This window comes from Microbulbifer maximicatervae (SeqCode), from assembly GCF_052467615.1.
The window spans coordinates 2105285-2128497 of sequence record NZ_CP174319.1; the positions used below are offsets into that span (position 1 = coordinate 2105285).

The 23213-nt window shown below is 53.2% G+C and carries 10 protein-coding genes; all 10 read right to left on the reverse strand.

What is annotated here, in order from left to right:
- Positions 1-43: 43 nt before the first annotated feature.
- Genes ACJJIM_RS09520 through ACJJIM_RS09565 form a run of 10 tightly spaced genes read right to left on the reverse strand, consistent with a single transcriptional unit; the run spans position 44 to position 23207 of the window.
- Positions 44-1150, reverse strand: coding sequence for a Gfo/Idh/MocA family oxidoreductase (locus tag ACJJIM_RS09520; protein WP_444913118.1), 1107 nt, complete (start codon positions 1148-1150; stop codon positions 44-46).
- A complete protein-coding gene (locus ACJJIM_RS09525) occupies positions 1140-3413 on the reverse strand; it encodes a class I SAM-dependent methyltransferase (RefSeq protein ID WP_444913119.1) in 2274 nt (757 codons plus the stop codon). Before ACJJIM_RS09525 ends, ACJJIM_RS09520 begins: the two co-directional genes overlap by 11 nt.
- A 9-nt stretch (positions 3414-3422) precedes the next feature.
- Positions 3423-4574 (reverse strand): class I SAM-dependent methyltransferase, encoded by a 1152-nt coding sequence (locus ACJJIM_RS09530; protein WP_413662056.1) that lies wholly within the window; start codon positions 4572-4574, stop codon positions 3423-3425.
- On the reverse strand, positions 4571-5671 hold the full coding sequence (locus tag ACJJIM_RS09535) for a saccharopine dehydrogenase NADP-binding domain-containing protein (RefSeq protein ID WP_444913120.1): 1101 nt from the start codon (positions 5669-5671) through the stop codon (positions 4571-4573). The genes ACJJIM_RS09530 and ACJJIM_RS09535 overlap by 4 nt, the downstream gene beginning before the upstream one ends.
- Positions 5668-7422 (reverse strand): ABC transporter ATP-binding protein, encoded by a 1755-nt coding sequence (locus ACJJIM_RS09540; RefSeq protein WP_413662058.1) that lies wholly within the window; start codon positions 7420-7422, stop codon positions 5668-5670. Before ACJJIM_RS09540 ends, ACJJIM_RS09535 begins: the two co-directional genes overlap by 4 nt.
- Positions 7419-9227, reverse strand: coding sequence for an ABC transporter ATP-binding protein (locus ACJJIM_RS09545; protein WP_413662059.1), 1809 nt, complete (start codon positions 9225-9227; stop codon positions 7419-7421). Before ACJJIM_RS09545 ends, ACJJIM_RS09540 begins: the two co-directional genes overlap by 4 nt.
- Positions 9228-14813, reverse strand: a complete 5586-nt coding sequence (locus ACJJIM_RS09550) for an amino acid adenylation domain-containing protein (protein ID WP_444913121.1) — start codon at positions 14811-14813, stop codon at positions 9228-9230.
- A gap of 48 nt (positions 14814-14861) precedes the next feature.
- Entirely contained in the window at positions 14862-21488 is a 6627-nt protein-coding gene (locus ACJJIM_RS09555) for an amino acid adenylation domain-containing protein (protein ID WP_413662061.1), read from the reverse strand.
- Positions 21466-22881: an isochorismate synthase gene (locus ACJJIM_RS09560; protein ID WP_413662062.1), complete on the reverse strand. Its 1416-nt coding sequence runs from the start codon at positions 22879-22881 to the stop codon at positions 21466-21468. Before ACJJIM_RS09560 ends, ACJJIM_RS09555 begins: the two co-directional genes overlap by 23 nt.
- Positions 22878-23207 (reverse strand): isochorismate lyase, encoded by a 330-nt coding sequence (locus ACJJIM_RS09565; protein ID WP_413662063.1) that lies wholly within the window; start codon positions 23205-23207, stop codon positions 22878-22880. Before ACJJIM_RS09565 ends, ACJJIM_RS09560 begins: the two co-directional genes overlap by 4 nt.
- Positions 23208-23213 lie beyond the last annotated feature (6 nt).

The window sequence follows — 23213 nt, forward strand, 5'->3', positions numbered from 1 at the left end:
TTCCGTAATCACTTTTTTGTGCTGTTCGTGTTTTCTTAAAACTCTAGTCGCAAGCCTGACCGACAATATCCGCGAGTGCCTGAATTGATACCGGCTCCGGTTCCCCTGGCTGGATCAAAGTCGGCATACCGATTCGGGCCGTTAAATCACTCCACGCCATTGAGACACTCAATGCCCATTGACCACTTTGCTTGCGCTTCTCGGGTTGTGCGATATCAGTACAAAGGGAGTGCAGAGCCTCAATAACCGCCTCCGGCCAAGTGAGGGCAAAAATATCGTGGTAACTACGCATTTCCGTATCGCCCAGGGTAACCATGCTGGGAACGGCCAGCCGCTCTGTACCCTCACCCTTTAAAATAAGCCGGCCGGTTTGGTCCCTTGGTGAATGCAACCTGGGATTCCAGAGCACGGGGCCGTGAGTATCAGTCAAAGTCAAAACCCCAGCCTCGCCACCTATAGCAAGCCGATGTAATAGCAGGGAATGATTATCAGGGTCCTGTGGATGAACCTGATTCTGAATACGCAAAGTCATGGGCACACCACCAAAGGTAGCCGACAGACTTTGAAAAGGATGGCCCTCTGGTTGCACCGGCTCGCTAAAAGACCAGGGGCGAAGCCCTCCCACTGCACGACCAATAACATCCAAAAGCGGATAGGCCATCTGGCTGTTGCAAATAGCATCGATCATTTCCAGGCGCTGGTGCCGACGCAAGTATTCTGCCGCAGCCAGGAACTGCCTGGTGGGGCGCAAATTGGGGTAGAGGGTGTTAACGGCATAGGCCGAGTTTCCCTGCTTTGCAGCTAGCAGGTTTGCGGTAATTTCTTTTGTGTGGACCGGATGCTCCTGCAATACATGAATACCCCGTTTAAGAAACGATTGAGCTATTTCAGAACCCTCGCCCCCGGTTGCACCAGAACGCACAACAACACACATAATATCGATATCATCGGGGACCTGCTCTGCTTCGGTATAGAGCGGTACCCCATATTGCTCGGCACAGTTCCTGGAATAATCGCTGCCACGAGCCAATAATCCTGAGAGTTCAAAATGTTCTCGGCCGGGTAATCTGGACGATGTCAGGGCTTCGAGATAAATACGACCAAAACCTGTCCCTGCAACGACAACCCGCTTGCGGTTATCAATTCCCATTTGACTCTCCTCGGTTTTCAGCCATGGACACGGCCCATTTCTCTAATTGGTCCTTATCTATCTGCCCCTCAAGAGTCAGAGGCAATTTGTCCAAAACTTCGATATAGATTTCTGACTTAAAGTGATCGAGATATTCGGCCAGGCAATCTGCTGACAGTCGCATTTGATGTTGCTTGGCTCTACAGGCAAAGAAGCGGTGCCCCTGCCTGGACAAAGGGTGTTCGGTGACAGGCAAATCCATGACCAGCTGTAAGCCGGCGGCATCCATGGCGTTGTGCCACTGGGAAAGTGACAGGAAGGTTGCACCGGTATCTGTGCGCTCATCGACGGCATCCACCAACATAAACGCCTGTGATGCCATCACCCAAAACTCCTCACTGGTTGGCTCCGTCATAATGAACCAACCACCAGGGCGCAATAACTCGGCTGCCCTGCGCAATGATGCATCTGTGTCGCGGGCGGCGTTAAAAACACCACCGGCAATAATTACATCGAAGCTATTGGGGGAAAATCCCTGGCTGCGCGGTGAACGATCAATATCAAACAATCCACGGTGCAACCAGGGGCGCTGCTCCTGCCCCCCATGTTTTGCGAAAAAGCTGTCGAGAAAAGCCGCAGAGATATCCGTAAACTGGTATTCAAAGTTGATATGGCCACTGACACCATCCAACACTGGCAGTAGAGCCTGGGTAGTCGACCCAGTGCCAGCACCAACTTCCAGTATTTTCAGAGTCTGTTGCTGGCCTTCCCAATTATTTAAGATGGACTTCAATAAAGCTCTTACTGAATGCTGCTGGTACCTGGCCGCTATACCCTCCCGGTAAAGCGCACTCGCCAACTCAGTGCTACCACGGGGGAACAGCAGGTGCACAGCCTGGACTTTGCCCCGAATTAGATCCGGTAATTGTTCCGCGTTAGCGCGGGCGTAATCGATCGTTTTACTGGCTCCAGACAGCATCCGCCATTCCTGTTCCAGCCGAGTCCATGCTAGAGCCAGGGCAGCATCACTGTAGCTGTCTGGATCTACCTCTGGCGACCAATACTCGCCATCAGTACGAAGTAACTGCTGCTCCTGTAAAACCTTGATCCAGCGCTTGATCAAAGCTCGGTGCTGCTGAGCCACCGGAGGGGCTTCAAGTATTTCCGCTAAGCTGTGTACGGAATGTCGATCGCAAAACAATCCCAGGTGGCTGAAAGCATTCAGCATGGATAGCAAAGCAGTAGCGTTAAGTTGTTCCGTTACCTTTACCGCATGTTCCAAATCAATATGGGCAAATTCCGCATCCAGCTCGGTATTAATTCGCGCGAACAACCCTGTCATATCAAGGTTACTGGCCTCTGCCTGCATTTTGGGCTGCGCAAAGACCGCCCAGCGATTCTCTCCAGCAAGGGGAATTGTCACGGAGCTGGCGACCGCAGGGTGTTTCGCCACACTTTCGACAAGAGTCGCAAGCTTTTGGGTCTGGGCTTGCTGGACCTTTGCAACGGGTTCTATACCTTTATCGGTACAGACCCAACCGGAAATATCGTTTGCCAATAAGCGTTGAATATCCCGCAACAGAGATTGTGATAGCAAGACATCGGTTTCATACAAAAGGCATTGCAGGCTTTTGAGATTGGTCAAGGCCAATGCCGGGTGTGCGGCCAAGCCTTTTAGCAAAGTTGACGTCAATACCACACCGGAAAACCCTGAACGCTCCAGAGCAACCAGCGCTTTAGCTGGGTTGATAGCGGGGTCCTGCAATCGCACAGGTAGCCCACAACTCCATGCTGCGAAAATACCAAAGCGAGCAAATTCATTGAGCGGAGAAAATACGGCGACCTTTCCCTGAATAGGCCCCAAAGCTTCTTGCTGCGCTTCGAGTAAGGTCAGGTTTGTCTCCACGGTGGTGTTTTCTGCCAGCAATACCGAAAACTCACCTCGATGGCCTTCTAACGCATTCGGGATTTGTACCTCTAAGGTCAAGCAATCCTTCTCTGGGTTCGCCTCAGGCACAAGTTCAAACCCGATGCCCAGCCTTAGTGCCACCAGGTGCATCAGCAGAGGCAACCCATTCCCAGAATTATCAGCTTGCCAGAGTAGTGTTTTGCCTCGCTGTGAGCCCTGTTCTGCAAGCTGCTCATTGAGCTTTGCAACCACGGAACCAGTCCAAGTCAGCACCTGACTGCCACTCCAGTCACAGCCTTCAAGTGATAATGCGGGATATTCACCCAACTGTTCCAAACCACTTAAAATATTTGCTGCTATTGCTTCTATTTTCATCACAGTCCCTTAAACAGCCCTTGCAACAAATAAGGTTTGGCCCGCTACTGATAGCGACGATGTCGAGGGTGCCAGGAAATACTTAATCTCAAAGCCAGCGCTAACCAGCTCTTCCTGCCAGGCTGCGCTATCAATAAATACCTGATCCGAGCCCCCTCGCCGATCTTCACTGCCCAAAAGAGTCCCGGATTCAGCAGGGGAAAGCAGAAACTGCATTGCCGTTAACATGGCGTGGTTATCCCGAGTGGATTCGCTAAACAATAGCCAGCCACCAGGGACAAGCGACCTGCGAATACGCTGTAGCGTTTGGCCAATATGAGCAGCGTTGTGCAAAACATTGCCAGCCACAACGATATCGGTACTTGCCGGCGCAATTGACTGCGCAGAAAAATCGACATTGATATCGAGCAGGCTGCAACGCAAACCGATGTGATTGCGAAATTTTTTCTGTGCCGCAGTGGTAAATACTGGCGATACATCGGTAAAGCGATAATTAACCGGCCTTCCGGCTAAAGTATCTAAAATTGCCGAAGTGGTTAGGCCTGCACCTCCCCCCAATTCAAGCACTCTCAGCATAGGCCCTGGCTTGACGGCCTGTTTTACGATGTACGCTGCGGCATAATTGAGATACGTCGTAAACCAGTTGTTCTGGTAGGCGGCCAGTGCCGTTAGTATTTCTCCATTCTCGAACAGCAATTGATTAATGGAGACTTGATCCCGCACCAGTTCAGACAAATGCGTCAGGAGCTTTTGATGTGACTCGGCCATTTCAGGGGGGAATCCCAGCGCACTGTAGGCCTCCGGTAATTTATCTGCTCCGACTGCACTCTCAGGAATTTGCTCCCAGGAGTAGTTGCCATTACTGAGCCTCAAAAACTCTCGTTCAACCAAGGCCACCAGCCAGCGGCGAACCAGCCAATGGTGTCGGGAAGCGGCACCCAGCGTATTAATAATTTCCTCACTGCCGCGCCCAACACTCTCTGGAGTCAGCACTCCGCTGGAGGAAAATAACTCCATAATCGTCCGCAGGCTGATAAACTCAAGCCTCTGCATTGCAGCCGGCAGTTTTGCCAAACCACTGTCTGTAGCAAGCTCAGCGGGTAAAGCTGCCAGCCCAGCCTCATGGGCGGTATCGGCGGGTGGAGGTGTTAGGTTTTTCAAATGGCTCCCTCCTCAAGGCACACCATATCTTCAATACTTGTTTCCAGGGTGGTTAAAAAACTCAATGCCCCAATCTTCGACATGCGTTCCATCGCCAATGCCGGCGGCAATACTTGGGCGCAGTAATGACAACCCGGTGGGATTTCATCGCGAAGTACAGCCATAGTGGTGACTGCGGCTACCGCTGCTGTTAGATCTGCATTGCCAGTGCCCCGCAACGCGGCTGTGCGAGTGCGCTCTTGCTCGTTGTATTTACCGGTAAGTTGCAAAAGCATCAGCACATAAGGATCGCGCCCCGCCAGATCCAGCGCACTGGCCCGACACAGTGCTGCCCGCGCTTCGTCGCGGCTAAAACCATGGGTAGTATTAAAGGCGGATAAAATATAAGAGCCGCTAACCGCGTTATACCAATCACCATCAGAGAGGGATAAATCCTGAGCTAGGCGCTCGCCCTCGCTATTTAAATACGGAAGCACAGTGGTAGATTCAGGAAAAAACGGCAGCTCGACATCGGAACGGCGTTTCAATATTCCACTCACCCGGCGTCCATTGCGCCAGGCCGCCAAGGGCTTGCTGTGCTGTTCATTGGCGCCTTGCAAATAATCATCGGCAGCGACATCGGTAAACCGATCGCGCAAGCCGAAATAGCTGATCAGGCTCTCTACCTGTGAAAACTCCTGCTCTGCCAGCCAGCGTGGTAGCAGACTACTGAGCCCCGGCTGTAAGCCGGCTGATAAAACTGCGGTCAGACCATGGCTCTGGTAATAGGATCCATCGAGTTGCTTATAGAGAGCTTCATCGCCAGCAACATCGATATAGGCTGCTCCCACTTGTGCCGCAACTTTGGCAACCCTGTCGCCAATTAAATGTGAAGGTCCTGCACAATTGATCAGAACCTCGCAGCCAGATACAAACTGATCCAGTAAGGCTGCATCCAGGTAGTCCACCGTCTGATAAGAAATTACCGAATCACTGGATAGCGGCTGTTTATGTGCGTTGCGACCACCGATACGCATAGCACCCAACTCGAGGGACTGTAAATAACCGGTAACCGCTGCACCCACATCGCCATAACCACCTAAAATCGCAATTGTCATAGGCTTACCTCCATATCGGACTCAACCAAACGCCAGCCAGTAGCTTGACTGCGCTGTTGCCAAAAATGTGCATACAGACCCTGCTGTGATAACAACTTGCGGTGATTGCCAACTTCAGCCACCGCACCTTCTTCAAGTACGATTATTTGATCCGCGTTCATAACGGTGGATAATTGATGGGCGATCACAATGACAGTGGACCCTTGTTTTAATTGCTGCAGGGAACTGTTCAGGTACTTTTCATTGCGCGGATCGAGTGCTGCTGTTGCTTCATCCAGCACAACAATAGGTGCAGCTTTTAATAGGGCACGGGCGATAGAAACCCGCTGGCGTTCGCCACCAGAAAGTGCAGCGCCCCCCTCACCTACCTGCGTCTGCCATCCCTGGGGCAAGCGCTCAATAATCTCGTCTACTCCAGCCAGTTTCGCCACACGTTCCAGGGCTTCCTGACTGGCTTCGGGGTGACTCAATCGAATATTCGCTTCCAGGGTGTCGCTGAACAGATACACATCCTGCATAACGATAGAGATCTGCCGCATCAGGTCTTCTGTGCGCAGTTGCCGCACATCCACCCCGCCCACTTTTACCTGGCCCTGGTCGGTATCAAAAAAACGCAACAACAAACGAGTGATGGTGGTTTTACCCGAGCCTGATGCACCGACTATCGCTGTAGTGGTACCCGGAGAAACCCTAAAGGAAAGATCCTTCAATACCGGTTGCCCCAACTCGTAGCTAAAATTCACATTTGAAAATTCAACCAACCCACCCTGCTCGGTAAAAGGCTGAGATCTGGATGGCTCAGGTAGCGACTGCTCAAAAAAGATAGCGGCCAGTCTGTGCAAATCATTACCGGCCATGCGCAGCAGACCACTGCGCCCGGCGAGTTCCGCCAGAGGACCGGTAAATCTGGCCGCCAAAGCTAGCAAAGCCACCAATTCAATAGGGGGAAGTTGTTGATTGAGCGTGAGCCAAACACCCACGGCAATCACTGCGGCAAAGGCGAGTTGCACCATAAATCCACCGGCAAACAAGCGGGGGAAGGTCTGCCGCAACATGGAACCCGCCGCTCCGCTTTGCCCGGCAATCGCCTCTTCCAGTGGGAGATAACCGCTGACATTTTTGCCAAAAGACCTGAGTACCGCTTGGTTGCGGGCAAACTCCACCACCCGGCTACTGGCGCGAGCACCGGCAGCATCCACTTCCGTTTCCATGGCGCCTATCCACTGGGCGGACCAGCGATGGCCAATATAAATCAAGGGCACAAACAACAAAGCGGTCAGCCCCAGTCGCCAGTCAAACCACAACATTGCCACCCCCACTGTCAGCGGAGTGACAACACCGCTGACAGTGGGGGGCAACAGGTGGGCAAAAACGTTAGTCACCATCAAGGTGCCCCCGGTTGCACTGCGGGACAAACGACCGACTTTTTCTGCACTGAACCAACCGAGGGGAAGTTGAGAGAGGTGTTCACCCAAACGATTGTGCAGGGTTTTCAATACCAGGATGGCCAGTGCAGCCCCTTTTACGGTTTGCTGGTAACGAGCAATACAAGCAATCACAACTACCGATAACAGGGAAAGCAACCAGTACCCAACCGCCTCCATCTCAGAGGCCAACAGTGAGCTGAGCAGGGGCACCAGAAGTGTCACCGCGATTCCCTGCAAAACCCCATAGGCGAGAAGCCATACCGCGTAAATGCCAACTTCACGGCGATGCGCGGGTCCGAGAATGGCGAGCAAACTGCGAATCATGATGAGACCCCGCTAATAACCTGAGCCTCACCACTCATTGCTTTTTCACTCTGTTCGGCACTGTTGTACAAACGCCATAGTTCCGCGTAGTGCTTGCTCTCAGCCAACAGTTGTCGGTGACTTCCGCATTCAACCAAGCGGCCGCCGTCCAGGACCGCAATCTGATCGACTTCGGTGATGGTGTGCAGCTTATGGGCAATCACCAGTACCGTGCGATTGCGCACCAGGCAGGACAATGCCTGCTGAATTTGGGCTTCGGATTCCGGATCGGCGTGAGCTGTGGCCTCATCCAAAATCAACACAGGGGCATCTGCTAAAAGCGTCCGCGCGATACTTAAACGCTGCGCTTCTCCACCAGAAAAAAAGGCATCCTTGCCAATAACCGCCTGGTAACCTTGGGGGAAACTTAAAATTTTTTCATGGATGCAGGCACTGCGCGCTGCATCTACCAACTCCTGGTCACTGGCATCCGGGCGCCCAAGGCGCAGGTTATCTGCCACAGTGCCAGCCAATAGCTGAGTCTCTTGAAGTACAAAGCCAACATGTCGATATAAATTGTCCGGATCTATATCACGGACATCGACGTCTCCCAGAAGCACAGCACCTTGGGCCACGTCATAAAAACGGGGAACTAGTTTGGCCAAGGTGGATTTCCCGGCACCGGAGCTCCCCACCAAAGCTGTGATCGAGCCGGGGTGACAGCGCAAAGTAATATCGCTTAATACCGGCCGATCCTGGGTATAGACAAAGCTGACCTGCTTAAAGAGCAGCCCTGCATCTTTGGGCTCTTTGGGTTCAGAGGTAACAGCCAGAGGCTCAACCTCCAACAATTGATCGATCCTGCCTGCGGCAGCTTTGGCTTTTTGCTGGGCGGTCAGCCCCTGACTCAAGGTGAGAATCGTCTGGGGAATCATCACAGCGATCAGCGTTGTTGCGAGAACATCAATCGGCTGAATGCCTGTATTCACCACCAGCCAAGCGCCTCCGGCCAGACTCACCAACATAATGACCGGCACCGACAGGGCCAGAGAGGTGACTGCCTCCAGACGCACAAGCGGTGTAACCCAGCTTGTATAACGGCGACTGAAATCCTCGACGGCCTGTTGATAATTCCTGTGGGCGCGACCGGTTTGCGAGAAAACCTTGACCACCGCAATGCCGTGGACAAATTCAACAATCGCAGCACTGACCCGGCCAAAGTCCTTATCCAGCTGCTGCATTTTTTCCCCGAAACCACGCATCATCCAGGCGTAGGACACGAGGTAAATTGGCAGGGTAACTACCGCTAACAGGGCCAAGCGCCAGTCGAGCCAGAATAAGTAGCCCAAGCCCGCCAGCGGCAGTGCAAATGCAGCGACCAACTCCACCTGATGGTGCGCAACCATATGGTGAAGATCATCAAGATCATCTTGCGCCGCTTTGCGCACCGCACCGGAGGTGTGTTCGCTGTACCAACCCAGGGGCACCTGTCCCAATTTCCGCACCAGGGCACGTCGCAGTTCCGCCTGCATACGCTGGTCGGCAATATGGGTTAACCACAAACCGATCACGGTGCAGATCCATCCCATCGCCAGCCCGGCAACTATCGCGAATACAACGGGAATAATCGCATCGGCGATATCACTGATATCGGACGCCAGGAACAGGCGAGCCAGCTCAACGATACCGATAAAAGGAATCAGTGAAGTGAGCGCACCACAGGCACCGAGCACCACCCCCAGCCACACGAGGCCACGAAATGGACGCATCAGTTCCCGCAGGTTGGACTTTCGCAAGTTGGTCTTTGGCAAAATGTGCTCAGCCATCTATTTGCCCGCTTTACCGCGCTGTAATGGTTTTGCCAAGTGCTCAACGACAGTGGCAACCTGCGGCGGCTCCATCACGCTGAAGTGATTGCCCGGCACATCAATTAATTCAAAGTCACCCAGACAAACATCCTGCCAATAAGGCGCAGCCATATGGCCTACGCCGGCGGTGACACCGAAGGATTGCTCTTCCTGGCAGCGCAAGTAGGTCATATCGCCAATATAGGGAGGCAGATCAAAACAGGCAGCGCGCATACTGTGTCGGCACACCCGGAAAAGCCCCGGTATCATCGCAGCTTCAACCGGCACACCCGCCTGGGCAGAGGCCATCTCGGTATAACCGGCCAGGCGCTGCTCCTGGGTGAGTTGAGAGCGTTGCCGCACGGCTTCCGCTACCGCTTTAAGCCCGGCATCACCGTCGAGTTCTGCCATTGCACCGGCGGGAACACGACCGTTGTGTTCCTGCATTAAGGTCTCGATCGCGCGGGAAATATCTTCGCTCTCGATATGCTCACCAAATACCGCTTTTACCGGGTCGAGATTCAGGTTGGGGGCAAAAATCGCTTCGAAAGCCAGCTCTTCATCGGTATCGACAAACATTGGGATACTGTCGATCAGGCTCAGGTCAATCACATCGACACCGCGCTCCAGCAGTCTGCGCGAAACTTCCGTTGCCAGCAGACCGCCCAAGCAATAGCCAATTAACTGGCAACGCTGATAGCCCTCGTCGATGATTCTCTGGGCGTAATCATCGGCAGTGCGCTCGATTAATTCTTTGGCATCAATGGACAGATACGTTTCTGTATTGGCGACAGCAATTCCAATGACCGGGCCCAAATCCTGGGCCGCAAGCGCTTTGCCCAGGTGCTGGAAATAATCCAGGGTACCCAGGGCCGCATGGAACATAATCCGCACCGGCGCCTCTTCTTTGGATGCCCCTTTACCCTCGCCCTTATGACTGAAGGGAACCATCAAGGAGTTGCTGCCCTCGCGGGTAGTTGCAACCAGGTTGTCGATATCAGTGTCTGCGTGTTCCTCGGCAGCGGCATCCGGCTCGACTCTCAGTGCTCTGGCCAATGCAGCAACCGTCGGTCCATTGAGCATGTGGCGCAACAAGGCGTCGTAAGTAAACGATTTTGCCTCGGGAATCTCTTCCAACAAGCGCCCTGCAACCCGCGCCATAATCAGCGAGTCACCACCGAGATCGAAAAAGCTGTCCTGTCGGCCCACATTATCGAGGCCCAGTGCATTAGCCCAGAGTTTGCACAGAGCCGTTTCCAGAGGGTCCATCTGTTCTGAGTGCGCAGCCTCTTGTGCATCGCCAGTCGTAGGGCGCCAACCGGCGAGCATTTTGCGATCAACTTTGCCATTGGCGGTGAGCGGCAGCTGGTCGAGAACTTGTAAATGGGCGGGCACCATATGCGCGGGCAATCTATTCGCTAAAAAGTCCCGCAGTTTCCCGGCACTCAAATATTGCCGATCAGTTTTCATCTGCGCGGCCAATAAGTTCATACCAAAAGCAGACAAAGGATGCTCATCTTCCGGCAGACAGAGCACTTGGCCAGCACCATGGGCTTTTAGCAGCGATTGCCATTTTTCGATAGAAAGGAACTTGGTCGCCCCACAAGCGCGATCATCACCAGCCGGGTCCATCATAAAACCCTGGGTAAGCAGGATATGAGCGTGATCCACCGTTGGCTCAGTCAGGATTAACCAGCCCCCGGGGGCCAGCAATTCGACAGCACTGGCAATAGCCGCGTCTGGATCTCGGGTACTGTTGAGCATCCCAGCACATAAAATGACATCTGCACTATTGGGCGCCAAACCCTGGGCGCGATAGTCTGTATTGAGATCCATTAACCCGAAGCGCACCCAAGGCCATTCTTTAAATTGATGGCGAGCCTCAGTCAGGAAAAATGCGGTCATGTCGGTAAATAGATAGTCAACGTCATATCCATCCAACATGGGGATAACCGACGCACTGGTAGCCCCTGTGCCAGCACCCAACTCAAGAACCGTTAACCCTCTATCGCTCTGGGCGGCAATGCGGTTAATTAATGCGGAAACGGCAGCATTGTTATAGCGGGCGATAAGATCGTCCCGATAAAGGGACAAGGCCACCTGCTGGTCGCCCTGGGGGAACAACAATTCAAACGGATTTTGTTGATTCGCTAGTAACTGGGGTAATAACTCGACATGATCCCGGTGATATTGCAGGAATTCCCGATTACAAAAATCGCTTTCAATTCCCTGTTCAACGCGCTTCCACGCTTCGTCAACAGCAGAGATGTCGACTGCCCGGGTACGCGTATATTTTTCCTCAGCAGCGGCGCTGATCGCGGATAAGCTGAGCAGTTTTGCGTTAACGAGAAGGTCCAACCAACGACGCACCAGCCAGTGATGCTTTTCATGGACTTCCGCTAGTGAAAGAATTTCTTCTGCACTGTATCCCTGCTCGCAATCTGTAAATGCCCCCAGGCCCATCAAGCCGTGAAGCATCGACAACAGGGCCGCTTCCTCAAGCGCCTGCACATAGTCACCGACACTGACAGCTTCCGGCTCACCGGCCTGGTAGTGCGCAAACTGACGCACCGAATTTACCAGTTCTGGATCGATGGCTACTGGCTCGGCATCATCCATGCGACGACTTTCTACAAAACCCAACAGATTTAAATCCGCTCGCGAGCCGCCCTCTTTCTTCTCAATCACCGCCGCTGCTGTTGATACTGCGGGGTGGGCCAATAATGCAGACTCCACTTCTCCCAGTTCGATACGGTGTCCACGAATTTTTACCTGTCCGTCTTCACGGCCCAGGAATTCGAGTTCACCACCGGGCAAGTAACGGCCCAAATCGCCGGTGCGGTAAAGGCGCTGACCATCCACCGGATGAGAGAAGAATTTCTGTTTAGAGAGGGCCGTATCACCGAGATAACCATCGGCCAATCCCAGGCCAGTAATCATCAGCTCACCCGCCACCCACACAGGGGCATCGCGCAATTGGCTATCCAGCACTCGGAAGCCCTGGTTCGTCAGCGGCACGCCATAGGGAATACTGCTCCAGGCGGGATCGACTCGATCAATACGGTGGTAGTTGGACCAGATTGCAGCTTCTGTAGCCCCACCCATGCCGATAAGGTCGAGTGCGGGCACATGGCGCCTGATATGTTCAGGCAAAGTAACCGGAATCCAATCTCCCGACAGCATTGCCAATCGCCATTCGGACAGCGGCCGAGGCTCCGTATCCAAATAGGTGGCCAGCATTTGCAACTGCGCGGGGACAGAGTTCCACAGTGTCACCCGGTGCTCATCCATGACTTCCGCCCAATGTGAAGGGTCTGCACCACGAGCCGGATCAGGCAACACCAAAATCGCACCGGCTGCCAAGGGGCCAAAAATATCGTAGACCGACAAATCAAAACTGAGTTGGGCCAAACCCAAAATGCGATCGCCCGGGCCCACTTCGAAGCGGCGATTAATATCCAGCACCGTATTTAAAGCGGCCCGATGATTAATCATCACACCCTTGGGCTCGCCGGTAGAGCCGGAGGTGTAGATAACATAAGCCAGCTGCTCCGGGTCGCCATTACTGGCTACCGGGATCTCGGTTTCAGGTGCCAGGGTATCTACACTGATCACCTGTACTTCTGATGGCCACTTAATTTGGCTGGCGAGGTCGCTGAGTGTCAGGACATATTCCGCCTCTGCACTCAGCAACAGTTTATTGAGCCGTATTTCCGGTTGTGCCGCGTCCAGTGGCAAATAGATACCACCAGCCAGGAGCACACCGAGGGTCGCCGCTATCTGCTCTCGCCCTTTGGGCATTGCAATGGCTACGCGACCACCCAGCTGGAAACCTTCTTTTCTCAGCGATTTGGCGATACCCGCCGCTTTTTTCGCCAGGTCCCCATAACTCACACTGCCATTGCTATCAATAATGGCAGTAGCTTCCGGTGTTGCCGCTGCCTGGGCAAATACGCCCTGGTGCAATAACTCTGAAGGAACTGGTCCATCGGTTTGATTAACCTGATACCGTTCCTGTTGCTGCCACTCGGGTAAAGAAACCGGAGACTTGCCAAGCCATTGCCCGTCGCCGCCAGCGGCGAGCTCATTCAATAAGCCGGTAAAGGCCGCGAACATATCCTCTACCAAGCCCGATGGAAAAACGCCCTGGCGCACGTCCCAGTTAATTTCCAGACCATCGGCATCATCTCTCACCTGGCAATCCAGGGTGACTTGCGGTGTCTGGGTAATTCCCCTGCCGGACTTTCTACCGCTGACAGGTTTTTCGGTATCTCCCAGACCAATAGCACTGGTAAATACCACCGGCATCAATGCGGCCTCGGGTCCTCGCGCACGGGACATTTCCCGCAGTACTTCCACGCCGGAGAACAAGCGGTGATCAATATCACTGAACAACTGTTCGCCAATGCCAGCCGCCCAATCGCGAAAGGTTTTTCCATTGGAATCACCAATCGCCAACACACTGACCGAAGTAAAATCACCGATCAGCTGGTTAACCTGAGGGTGTAAGGGCAGCCTATTCAATAAGGTAAGACTCAGGCTAAAGCATGGCTGGCGGCTCCACCGCTGCAATACCGCTCCGTAGGCAGCCAGCACGGCAACCGACGCGGTTAAGCCGGCAGTTCCGGCTCGCTGCTTCAGTGTCTGCCAGTGCGCGGTGTCCAGGCGGTAGTGGTAGCGATTAAAACGTACAGATTCCGCCTCTGAAGCGAGCGGCAAAACCGGTAACTCAGGTGCGGGCGGCAATTGCTCAAGGCGATCCAACCAATAGCGACGATCATTTTGGTAGCCCTGGCTGTCCAATAGACTTCGTTCGGCCAGGAGATAATCACGAAAATCAATTTCCAGTGGCGGCAGGGCTGCACCGGGGTGAGATAGCAGAAGGTCGAGTTCATTAAATAAAATGCCCGCACTGGCCCAGTCTGCGATCAGTGCATCCATAGAGAAATGCACTATATGGCCCTTATCTGTGCGGCTATGGCGCAGCTCGAACATGGGCCACTCACCAATGGGGTAGTTGCGGTGGCCCAGTTCATCTCTCACCGATTCCAAGGCAAGCTCCAGGGCGTCCTCGTCCAAACCGGTGAGGTCTTGGCTTTTCATTTCGTAGTGCGGCACTTGGGGGAGAACCCGCTGGTATCCCTCCTGCTCGATAACCGCCCGCAACATCGGGTGACGTTCAATGAGTTGGTTCCAGGCTTCCTGCAAACCTTTTGGATTTAATCCCGGGTATTCCAGCTCCAAGTAACCGTGACAAGCAACGCCGCCGTAGCCAAATGCATTTTGTCGACCCAACAGGTAGGCGGTCTGCACATCGCTTAAAGGGAATGGTTCATGCCGATTATCTTTATCAGCCTCTACCACCACTCCCAGGTCCTGGTCGTTGCCAGCGGCTGTTTGAGCAGCGCTCAGTATTTCGATAATTTGTAACTTGTGTTCCCGCAGCCTCTGCTTGTGCTGCTCCGACAGCAGGCCTTTGGCCGCGCGAAAGCGCAGTTGTTCAGACTCGGTCCAGAGTTCCACCCCAAGCCCTTGTAATTCGTCGATCAGTTCCATAGCCGTCATGGGGTTAAAACTCCGTCCAATCGCTGAAAAATAAAATTGCCAACAAGCTCATATCACACCCTCTTCCACCGTATCGGGATCAACATCCACTAGCGGTTCCATTGCACTTAGGGCACCGGCAACATCTGCCAGTCTCGGAGAGGCGAATAAACGTCTGAGGGGAAGCAGCAAGCGGTGTTGCTGTTTTAAGCGGTCGATAAACCGGGTGGCCAATAAACTATCGCCACCCAATTCAAAGAAATTTTGATCGCGGTTTATCGCTGGCAGGTTAAGAAGTTCCTGCCAGATCAGTGCTACCAGACGCTCGTTATCTGTTGCCAGCTCAGCCGCCTTGTCCTGTTGCGGTTTTTCCACCGCATGCACGAGCTTTAATACTGAAGCCCGATCCAATTTGCCGTTTGCACTTAGGGGCATTTCCGGCAAAGTCACTATGAAATCCGGGACCATATAGGAAGGCAGGTGACAGCGAAGATACTCGCGCAAGTCATCAGTACTAAAAGTTGAAGGACATTCAGGTTTGAGCACAACGGCAGCGACCAGCTGTTGTTCTTCTGTGGTCAACACCAGCGCGCGCTGCACAAACATCTGACGATTAAATACCGTTTCAATTTCACCCAGCTCTATGCGATGGCCACGGACCTTCACCTGGCTATCGGCGCGCCCCAAAAATTCCAGGCATCCATTCGGCCAGTAGCGTCCAAGATCCCCTGTGCGATACCAACGCTCACCATCGACTGTAACAAAGCGCGCTTCGGTCAATTCGGGCGCCCCGCGATAGCCCATGGCGACACCCTCACCACCGATCCACAGCTCTCCCGTTGTCCAGTCAGGGCAGTCGCGGCCTTGGGTATCCATCACCCTGAATTTCTGGTTGGCCAGGGGGTATCCGTATGGGATCGAGTGCCAGCTTGGGTCGACTTCTACAACTTCAAAACTGTTAGACCAAATAGAAGCTTCAGTGGCGCCACCCAGTGCAATAAAACAGCAATCGGGCTGTACTTGTTTTAAGCGCTGGGGTAAATCCAGGCCAATCCAATCGCCGGAATTTAATACCAAACGCAAATTGCCAGGCGGTGTAGCGGCACCGACAGTGAGTAACATATCCAGTAGCGCCGGTACCGTATTCCAGATGGTGATGCCGTAGTGACATACCCGTTGATGCCAGCACTCGGCATCCCGCCGGTCCTCCTCATCAATCAATACCAGCGCACCACCGACCGATAGCAGTCCGAAGATGTCGTAAACAGAGAGGTCAAAATCCAGGGCTGAAATGGCCAATACACGATCATTTTTATCAACAGAGAAGCGTTCGTTGATATCCGCAATGGTATTCCAGGCAGCACCGTGACTGATCTCGACGCCCTTGGGTTCGCCCGTGGAGCCGGAAGTGAAAATGATATAAGCCAGTTGCTTGGGTTCTGTTGCAATAGGCTTATCTATAGGAGCGAACTGTTCGGCCTGTTGAATTGCACTTTGGTCGAGTACCACTTTTACATCGGCACGGCGCAACATTGACTCGCGCCTTGCCTGCGGTTGATCGATACCGACAGGTAAGTAAGCGGCTCCCGCTGCGAGTACTCCCAGAACAGCGGCAATCTGGTCGGGCCCTTTCGGCAGGTTGACGGCCACCACCTCGGCAGATGAAACCTGACTTTCCAATAACCAGGCAGCGATACGTAAAGCACGCTCTGCCAGGACGCCATAACTCAGGGAATTATCGTCCCCCCAATACAAGGCGATATTCTCAGGGTTCGCTTTTGCTTGCTGGAAAAATCGCTGCGACAAATTATCCGTTGGGTCAATCGCGGTACGCTTTTCAAGCTGGGTTCTCAGTTCCCGTTGAGCACTGGGTAATAAATCAGGCGGTGTGGAATCCCATTCAGCGTCACCCGCCCATTGGAGCAAGCCGATATAGGCCTGGAACATTTCCGCGCACATCCCCTCTGGGAAAAGCGCTTCGACAACATCCCAATTTAAGAAAACGCCACCCTCGACTTCGACCACTTGGTGATCCAGCCAGACTTGCGGTGTTTGTGTCAGGGCCCAGATAGGTTTCCGCAGAGGCCCATCCTCCGGTGCCGCTGTGCCACCGGGAATACCCAGGGCACTGGTGAAGACCACGGGCATTGTGGCTTCCGCATCGCTCTGTCGGCGGGCTAATTCCCGCATCAGGCTAACACTGGAAATATCGCGATGTTCCAGGGCCGCGCCAACTTCCCCTTGTATTTTTTTCGCTCTCACCAACCAGCTGTCACCGGCCTCTGGCCGGTAACCCACCAGTGTCAGGGAGGTGAAATCCCCCATCACCCGATAGATATCCGGATGGACTTCACGGCGATCGAACAAGGTAAGGTTAAGGCTCAGGTCGGGGCGACTGCTCCAGCGGCTAAGCACTTCGGCAAAAGCGGTTAGAAGCAGACTTGACGGCGTGATTCCCTGCTCAGCCGCGCGTGCAACCAGGTTTTGCCAGGTCCCTTTATCAATATGCTGTTGATGACGCACAAAGTGCGGGCGCTCAATGGATGCCGGCTCCCGCACAATGGGCAGCTGGGGCGCGGGAGGCAGCTCCGATAATTTGTTCTGCCAAAATGTTTTTGCGGCAGCCAGGGGACCTTCTGGAAGATCACTATCAAATACGACGGTCGTTTGTGGCAATACATTGCGCACATAGTCGCGGAAAGAGAGTTCGATAGAAGGTAGATCAGTATCGGGGCTCTGATAGAGGATATTTAACTCACGATAAAACAGCAGAATACTGAAAGCATCGAGAATCAAATTATCCAAACCGATAGCCAATCGGGTATTGCGGCCACACCGCACAGCACGGACATCAAACAGTGGCCACCGGCTTGGCTCAAACACCTGCTCAGCGCACTCCTGTCGAAGTTGCGCAAAATCAGAAGTTGGATCGCTGTCTACCTCTGTAACATCAATGGAAAATCTCGGCACATCGGCAAGGATGCGCTGACGCCCCTCGCTGTCGAATACAGCCCGCAGCATTTCATGGCGGGCAATCATAGCGTTTAGCGCAGATTCCAAGCGCTCCAGATCGAGATCAACAACGTCATATTCGCGATAAAAATGACAACCGATACCACCCAAAACAAATTCGGGGTCCCTTCCCAGCCAATAGGCCCGTTGGACATCGGTAGGTTCAAAAGCGGCGTACCGATTGGCCTTATCCGATTGCCAGGGTGTAGAAGCAATTTCGGTAGTGCCTTTATTTGGCTGTAGGTTCTCAGGTAGGTCTTGAACTAATGTCGCAGCAAAGTCGGCCAGGCTGGGCTGGCTAAATAATTCCGACAGTGTGACACCTTCAAAGCCAGACTCGCGCAGGTCTCGCACAACACGGGTTGCTAACAGGGAGTCACCCCCAAGTGCGAAGAAGTTATCGTCCCGCGCTATATCGGTAACATCGAGGAATTTGCACCAGGCGGCAGCCACCTGCTGCTCTAATTTACCTTGCGGTGGGTTCTGCTTTGCCTGGTGCTGCGACAGGGATTCATCGGCAAACTGCTGTAAACCGCCGCGATCAATTTTGCCATTGGCGGTAAGCGGTATTTCAGCGAGACAGCAAAGCTCACTGGGCAACATGGCGCTGGTCAATCGTTGACTCAGGAACTCCCGCAAATCGTTCAAAGGTTCCTGCAACTGCTGCAAATCAACAAAGCACTTTTCTGAATTTATATTCCCTTGCGATAATTTGGATTCCAGAACGACAACCGCAACCACACCTCGCTGAGTCAGCAGTGCGACCGCTTGCGCAATCCCTTTGTGCGCAGTCAGTGCCGCTTCAATCTCACCGAGTTCAATGCGGTGTCCGCGCACCTTGACCTGGTTATCGGCGCGGCCCAAAAACTCCAGGCACCCGTTCGGCCAGTAGCGGCCCAAGTCTCCGGTGCGGTACCAGCGCTTACCTTCATCTGTCACAAAACGGGCTGCGGTGATACCGGGAGCACCGCGATACCCCAAGGCAACGCCAGCACCACCGATCCACAACTCCCCTGTCACCCAGTTGGGGCAATCACGCCCCTGGGCATCCACCACTCTGAATTGCTGGTTGGCCAAAGGGTAACCATAGGGAATAGATCGCCAAGAGGAATCAACTTCTTTGACTTCAAAATTGTTCGACCAAATAGAAGCTTCGGTGGCGCCGCCCAAAGCGATAAAGCGGCAACCTGGGTTAACTCGTTTTAACCGTTCCGGCAGGTCGAGGCTGATCCAGTCGCCAGAAATTAATACCAGGCGCAGCTCTCCAGCTGGGGTATTACCACCCGTAGTCAGCAGCATATCCAAAAGCGCCGGCACCGTATTCCACACAGTAACGCCATGCTGGCACACCAGCTGATGCCAGCGCTCAGCATCCCGCCGGGACTCCTCTTCAACCAATACCAATGCACCGCCGGCGGACAAGAGCCCAAAAATATCGTAAACGGAAAGGTCGAAATCCAATGCTGATACGGCGAGCACTCGATCATTTTCGTTAACCAAAAAGCGCGTGTTAATGTCCGCTATTGTGTTCCAGGCACTCCCGTGACTAATTTCTACGCCCTTGGGTTCACCGGTAGAGCCGGAGGTGAAAATGGTATAGGCGAGATCTTTGGCCTCTCCCACGACAGGCTTGGATAAAGGCGCGACACCGGAGAGCACAGACAAGTTATCTATAACCAGCTTGGCTCCAGCAAGCTTTATCACGCGCTCTCTACGCAACGGTGGCTGGTCTATACCCAGCGGCAGATAAGCCGCTCCTGCCGCTAATACGCCCAAGGCTGCAATAATCTGCTCCGGTCCCTTGGGTAATAAAATACCGACCAAATCACCGGGCTCAACACCTTGAAGCTGTAAATACGCGGCCATCGCCAAAGCACTGCGGGCCAACTCCCCGTAACGGATTTGATCACCGCTCCAATAGAGAGCCACTGCTTCTGGGCAGTTTTTGGCATTGCTAAAAAAATGTTCGTGTAATTGGTGAGGCTGGTATGGCTTGGCTGTGGAATTTACCTGCTGGCGCTGCTGCTTTTGTTCCGCTGGCAGCAGCGATGGTATCGGCTGGGCCCAGAATTCCGGGCTACCGATCAGGCATTCCAATAACTGCGTAAAGGCGGCAAACATGCCATCCAGGACGCCGGGAGCAAAAGCAGCTTCTCGCGCATCCCAGTTTACGGACAGGCCACCTTTGAGTTCCATAACCTGTACGTCCAGCCACACTTGTGGTCCTTGGGAGATAATCCAATTGACATCTCCAAAGGCACTGCGAACTGACTCGCCAAATAATTCTCCCAACCCAAGCGCACTGGTAAAGACAACCGGCGCAAACACCGTTTGTCCCTGTTGCCTGCTGAGGTCACGCAGCACCTCTACGCCGGAATAACTCCCGTGCGCTACATCCTGACGGAAGTTATCTTGTAAACGCTGTGCACGCTCAACGAAGGTCCCACTCTGGCTGCCCTGCCAGGCAAGCAAGATCGAAGAAGTAAAGTCTCCTACCAGGGAGTTGACATCCCGGTGCAGAGATTCCCGGTCGAACAGGGGGAGATTCAGCAGGAAGTCTGACTCTTCGCTATAGACCGTAAGCACTTCGGCAAGCGCCGCTGCCAGGGTCATGGACAAAGTAATTCCGTGACGGCTCGCAAGTTCCGCTAGCTGGTTTTTCTGGTCAGCAGACAAGCTATAGTGACGCCGAACAACTCGACGAGTGTCTTTAGACTCAGTACCTATCGCAGTGGGTAATTGAGGAGCGCCGGGCAAATCTGCCAGGCGATCCTGCCAGTGTTCTTTGGCCTGCTGCTTCTCAGCTCGGCGCTCTTCCTTTGAGTGAAGAGCGCTGCGGTCAGCCTGGTAGCGCGGATAACTGTAATTCAACGGAACCAGAGACTGCTCTGGTTCCAGATAGAGCTTGGCCAAGTCATTCAGTAACACGCGCAGACTAAAGGCATCTGCAGCTACCATATCCAGATTAATATGCAAGCGTGTGCCGCCAGCTTTTAATTCCGCAGGTAACAATGAGAGCTGTACATCAAAAACCTCGCCCTGCGATATATCCAGCTGCCGATGGGAGAGTTGCTCCCTAACAGCGATAAGACTCTGCTCCGCTTCTGCGGCAGCCTGATGCCTGAAATCATGAACCTTTAAACCGGGCCAGCTCACTTCTGCGGGAATCTGCTGTCGACCATCATCGAGGATTTGAACACGCAGCATCCCATGCCGCTCGAATAGGGAGCGCACAGCCTGTTCCAATCGATCAGGTACTACATCCTGGCCATCAAACTCATGATAAAAGTGTGCGGCAACGCCCCCTAAATATTGATTCGGGTCTCGTCCAATCCAATAGGCATGTTGCATCGGTGCCAAATCAAAGGGAGTGCCTTCATCAAAGGCTCCCGGCACAGATAAATGTTCACTGGTACTTTCTTCAGTTCCAGTAGCCAACTGAGGTAGAGAAAGCCAGGCTCCCAATTGAGGCACTGCAATAAGATCAGCAAATTTTACTTTGATCTTTTTCTGCCTTAATTGGCCAGCTATCTTCATGATTTGTACTGAGTTGAGCCCCAGTGCAATTAAGTCATCCTGCGGATTAATGCCATTAATATCGGCATCAATAGCCTGACAAACTAAATCCTTTAACAAACTGGCCGGACTGATTGGCTCTGATTTATTCTGCGGCTTCGGCGACAAGAGATACGCTCCTTATTGCGTCTCGGATAACACGCATTTTGATACAACTTTCACGATACTCGTGGGTAGGAAGGGAAGCCTCAACCAGGCCACAACCGGCAAATAGTGTTACCTTGCCCGGAGTAATAAGTGCAGAACGCAGCGCAACAGCAAACTCCCCTTCCCCCTCGGCATTGAGCCAACCAACAGGTCCGGCATACCAACCGCGATCCAGGTCTTCATTTTCACGGATATACTTCAGTGCTTTTTTCCTCGGCAGGCCTCCCACCGCAGCACTGGGGTGTAAATCCGATAAGATATCCAACAGATTTACGCCATCTTTCACCAATCCCTCTAGAGGCGTCAGCAAATGCTGAATTTGCTTTAATTTACAGAGTTGGGGCGGTTCTGGTTCCGCTACGCTGTGGCAGTATTTGCGCAAAATAGAAAGGAGATGTTGGACAACCAGGTCGTGTTCAAATCGGTCCTTATCGCTGTCAAGCAGAGATATCCCCAATTTATAATCAGTTGCCGGGTTTTTTCCCCGAGGTGCGCTACCGGCCAAAGCAACTGTGCTAATACGCCCGTCTTTACCAGCCGCTAAGCGCTCAGGCGAAGCCCCAAGAAAGCAACTTTTTCCGCGGGAAAAGGCAAATAAATAGGCATCGGGGTAAGATTCTTGTAAATATCCGAGAATACTTCCCGGGCAGCAATCCGCGCTCAGTGATTCAGAACGAGCGAGAACTACTTTTTGAAATTCGTTGCGCTTGATTGATTCGACCGCGCCTACTACACGCTGCTGCCAAGCCATTTGGCCTGCATAATTTTGGCTAAAATCAGACTCCACCGAAAACAAATTGTCATTCGCAGAAAAGTCAGAGCTACGAGACAAAATATGCTGCCACCGCGCCTTCAGCCGCTCCGCAGCCTGATTGCATTCTGTTTGATCGGTAACGATAAAATTCATTACCAGATAACTGCGATCCCCTTCACAGTAAAGGGCCAACTCAGGCAACGTAAGCGCCCCTGCGGGAAAGTCTTGCCACAAGGATGAGGAATCTTTTTGGCTATCAAAAGCAAACCCACCACACAAAACCGGCCGATGCCCCCCGCTTACCACAGCGGAGGACATCAATTTTTGCCAATTGGCTTGGATTTCAGACCAAGATTCCCCTGGGGCACAACTAAATTCACAGGCAGAGCCAAAGGTCACAGCATATTCATCTCTAGAGGGCACACCCCACAGAGACGCGAACCTTTCATGCTGATAGCCGGAGGCAAACAACCCTATTGGGTTGCGTCTATGACATGGAGATGAAAAAGATGCCAGAACCTCTGGCTGTCCCTGGCTTACCCTGGACTTCGCTTCCTGCAAACAGGCTTCCAGGCCAGCATATTTAGAGCGGCCCTTCATACACCTTCCTCAACTGGCAAGCCGCGCTCAGCGCGCCAATGCAGCTTTTGCTGATTGATAAACCAGTGAATAATCCCGGTAAAAAGCTGCTCTATATAATCTGCGGAAAGTTGTTCTTTCTCAGCCCAACGACGGCGGTCAATCAACATCTCCGCAACCCGGTCTGGAGCAGGAATACTCGTTTCATCCGGCTTGAACTGGGCTGCTGACAAAACATACCCCATACGCCGCTGCAACAGCCTGATGATCTCGCGATCAATGGAATCGATACCTTGGCGGATCTCATTCAGATTTTCACACTCCATTGGTAGCTTCGTTGCTTGCATAGAAAC

Bases quoted from the DNA above. Each gene is read 5' to 3' on its own strand.
- ACJJIM_RS09520 (WP_444913118.1), bottom strand. From the start codon at position 1,150: ATGGGAATTGATAACCGCAAGCGGGTTGTCGTTGCAGGGACAGGTTTT.
- ACJJIM_RS09525 (WP_444913119.1), bottom strand. From the start codon at position 3,413: ATGAAAATAGAAGCAATAGCAGCAAATATTTTAAGTGGTTTGGAACAG.
- ACJJIM_RS09535 (WP_444913120.1), bottom strand. From the start codon at position 5,671: ATGACAATTGCGATTTTAGGTGGTTATGGCGATGTGGGTGCAGCGGTT.
- ACJJIM_RS09540 (WP_413662058.1), bottom strand. From the start codon at position 7,422: ATGATTCGCAGTTTGCTCGCCATTCTCGGACCCGCGCATCGCCGTGAA.
- ACJJIM_RS09545 (WP_413662059.1), bottom strand. From the start codon at position 9,227: ATGGCTGAGCACATTTTGCCAAAGACCAACTTGCGAAAGTCCAACCTG.
- ACJJIM_RS09550 (WP_444913121.1), bottom strand. From the start codon at position 14,813: ATGACGGCTATGGAACTGATCGACGAATTACAAGGGCTTGGGGTGGAA.
- ACJJIM_RS09560 (WP_413662062.1), bottom strand. From the start codon at position 22,881: ATGAAGGGCCGCTCTAAATATGCTGGCCTGGAAGCCTGTTTGCAGGAA.
- ACJJIM_RS09565 (WP_413662063.1), bottom strand. From the start codon at position 23,207: ATGCAAGCAACGAAGCTACCAATGGAGTGTGAAAATCTGAATGAGATC.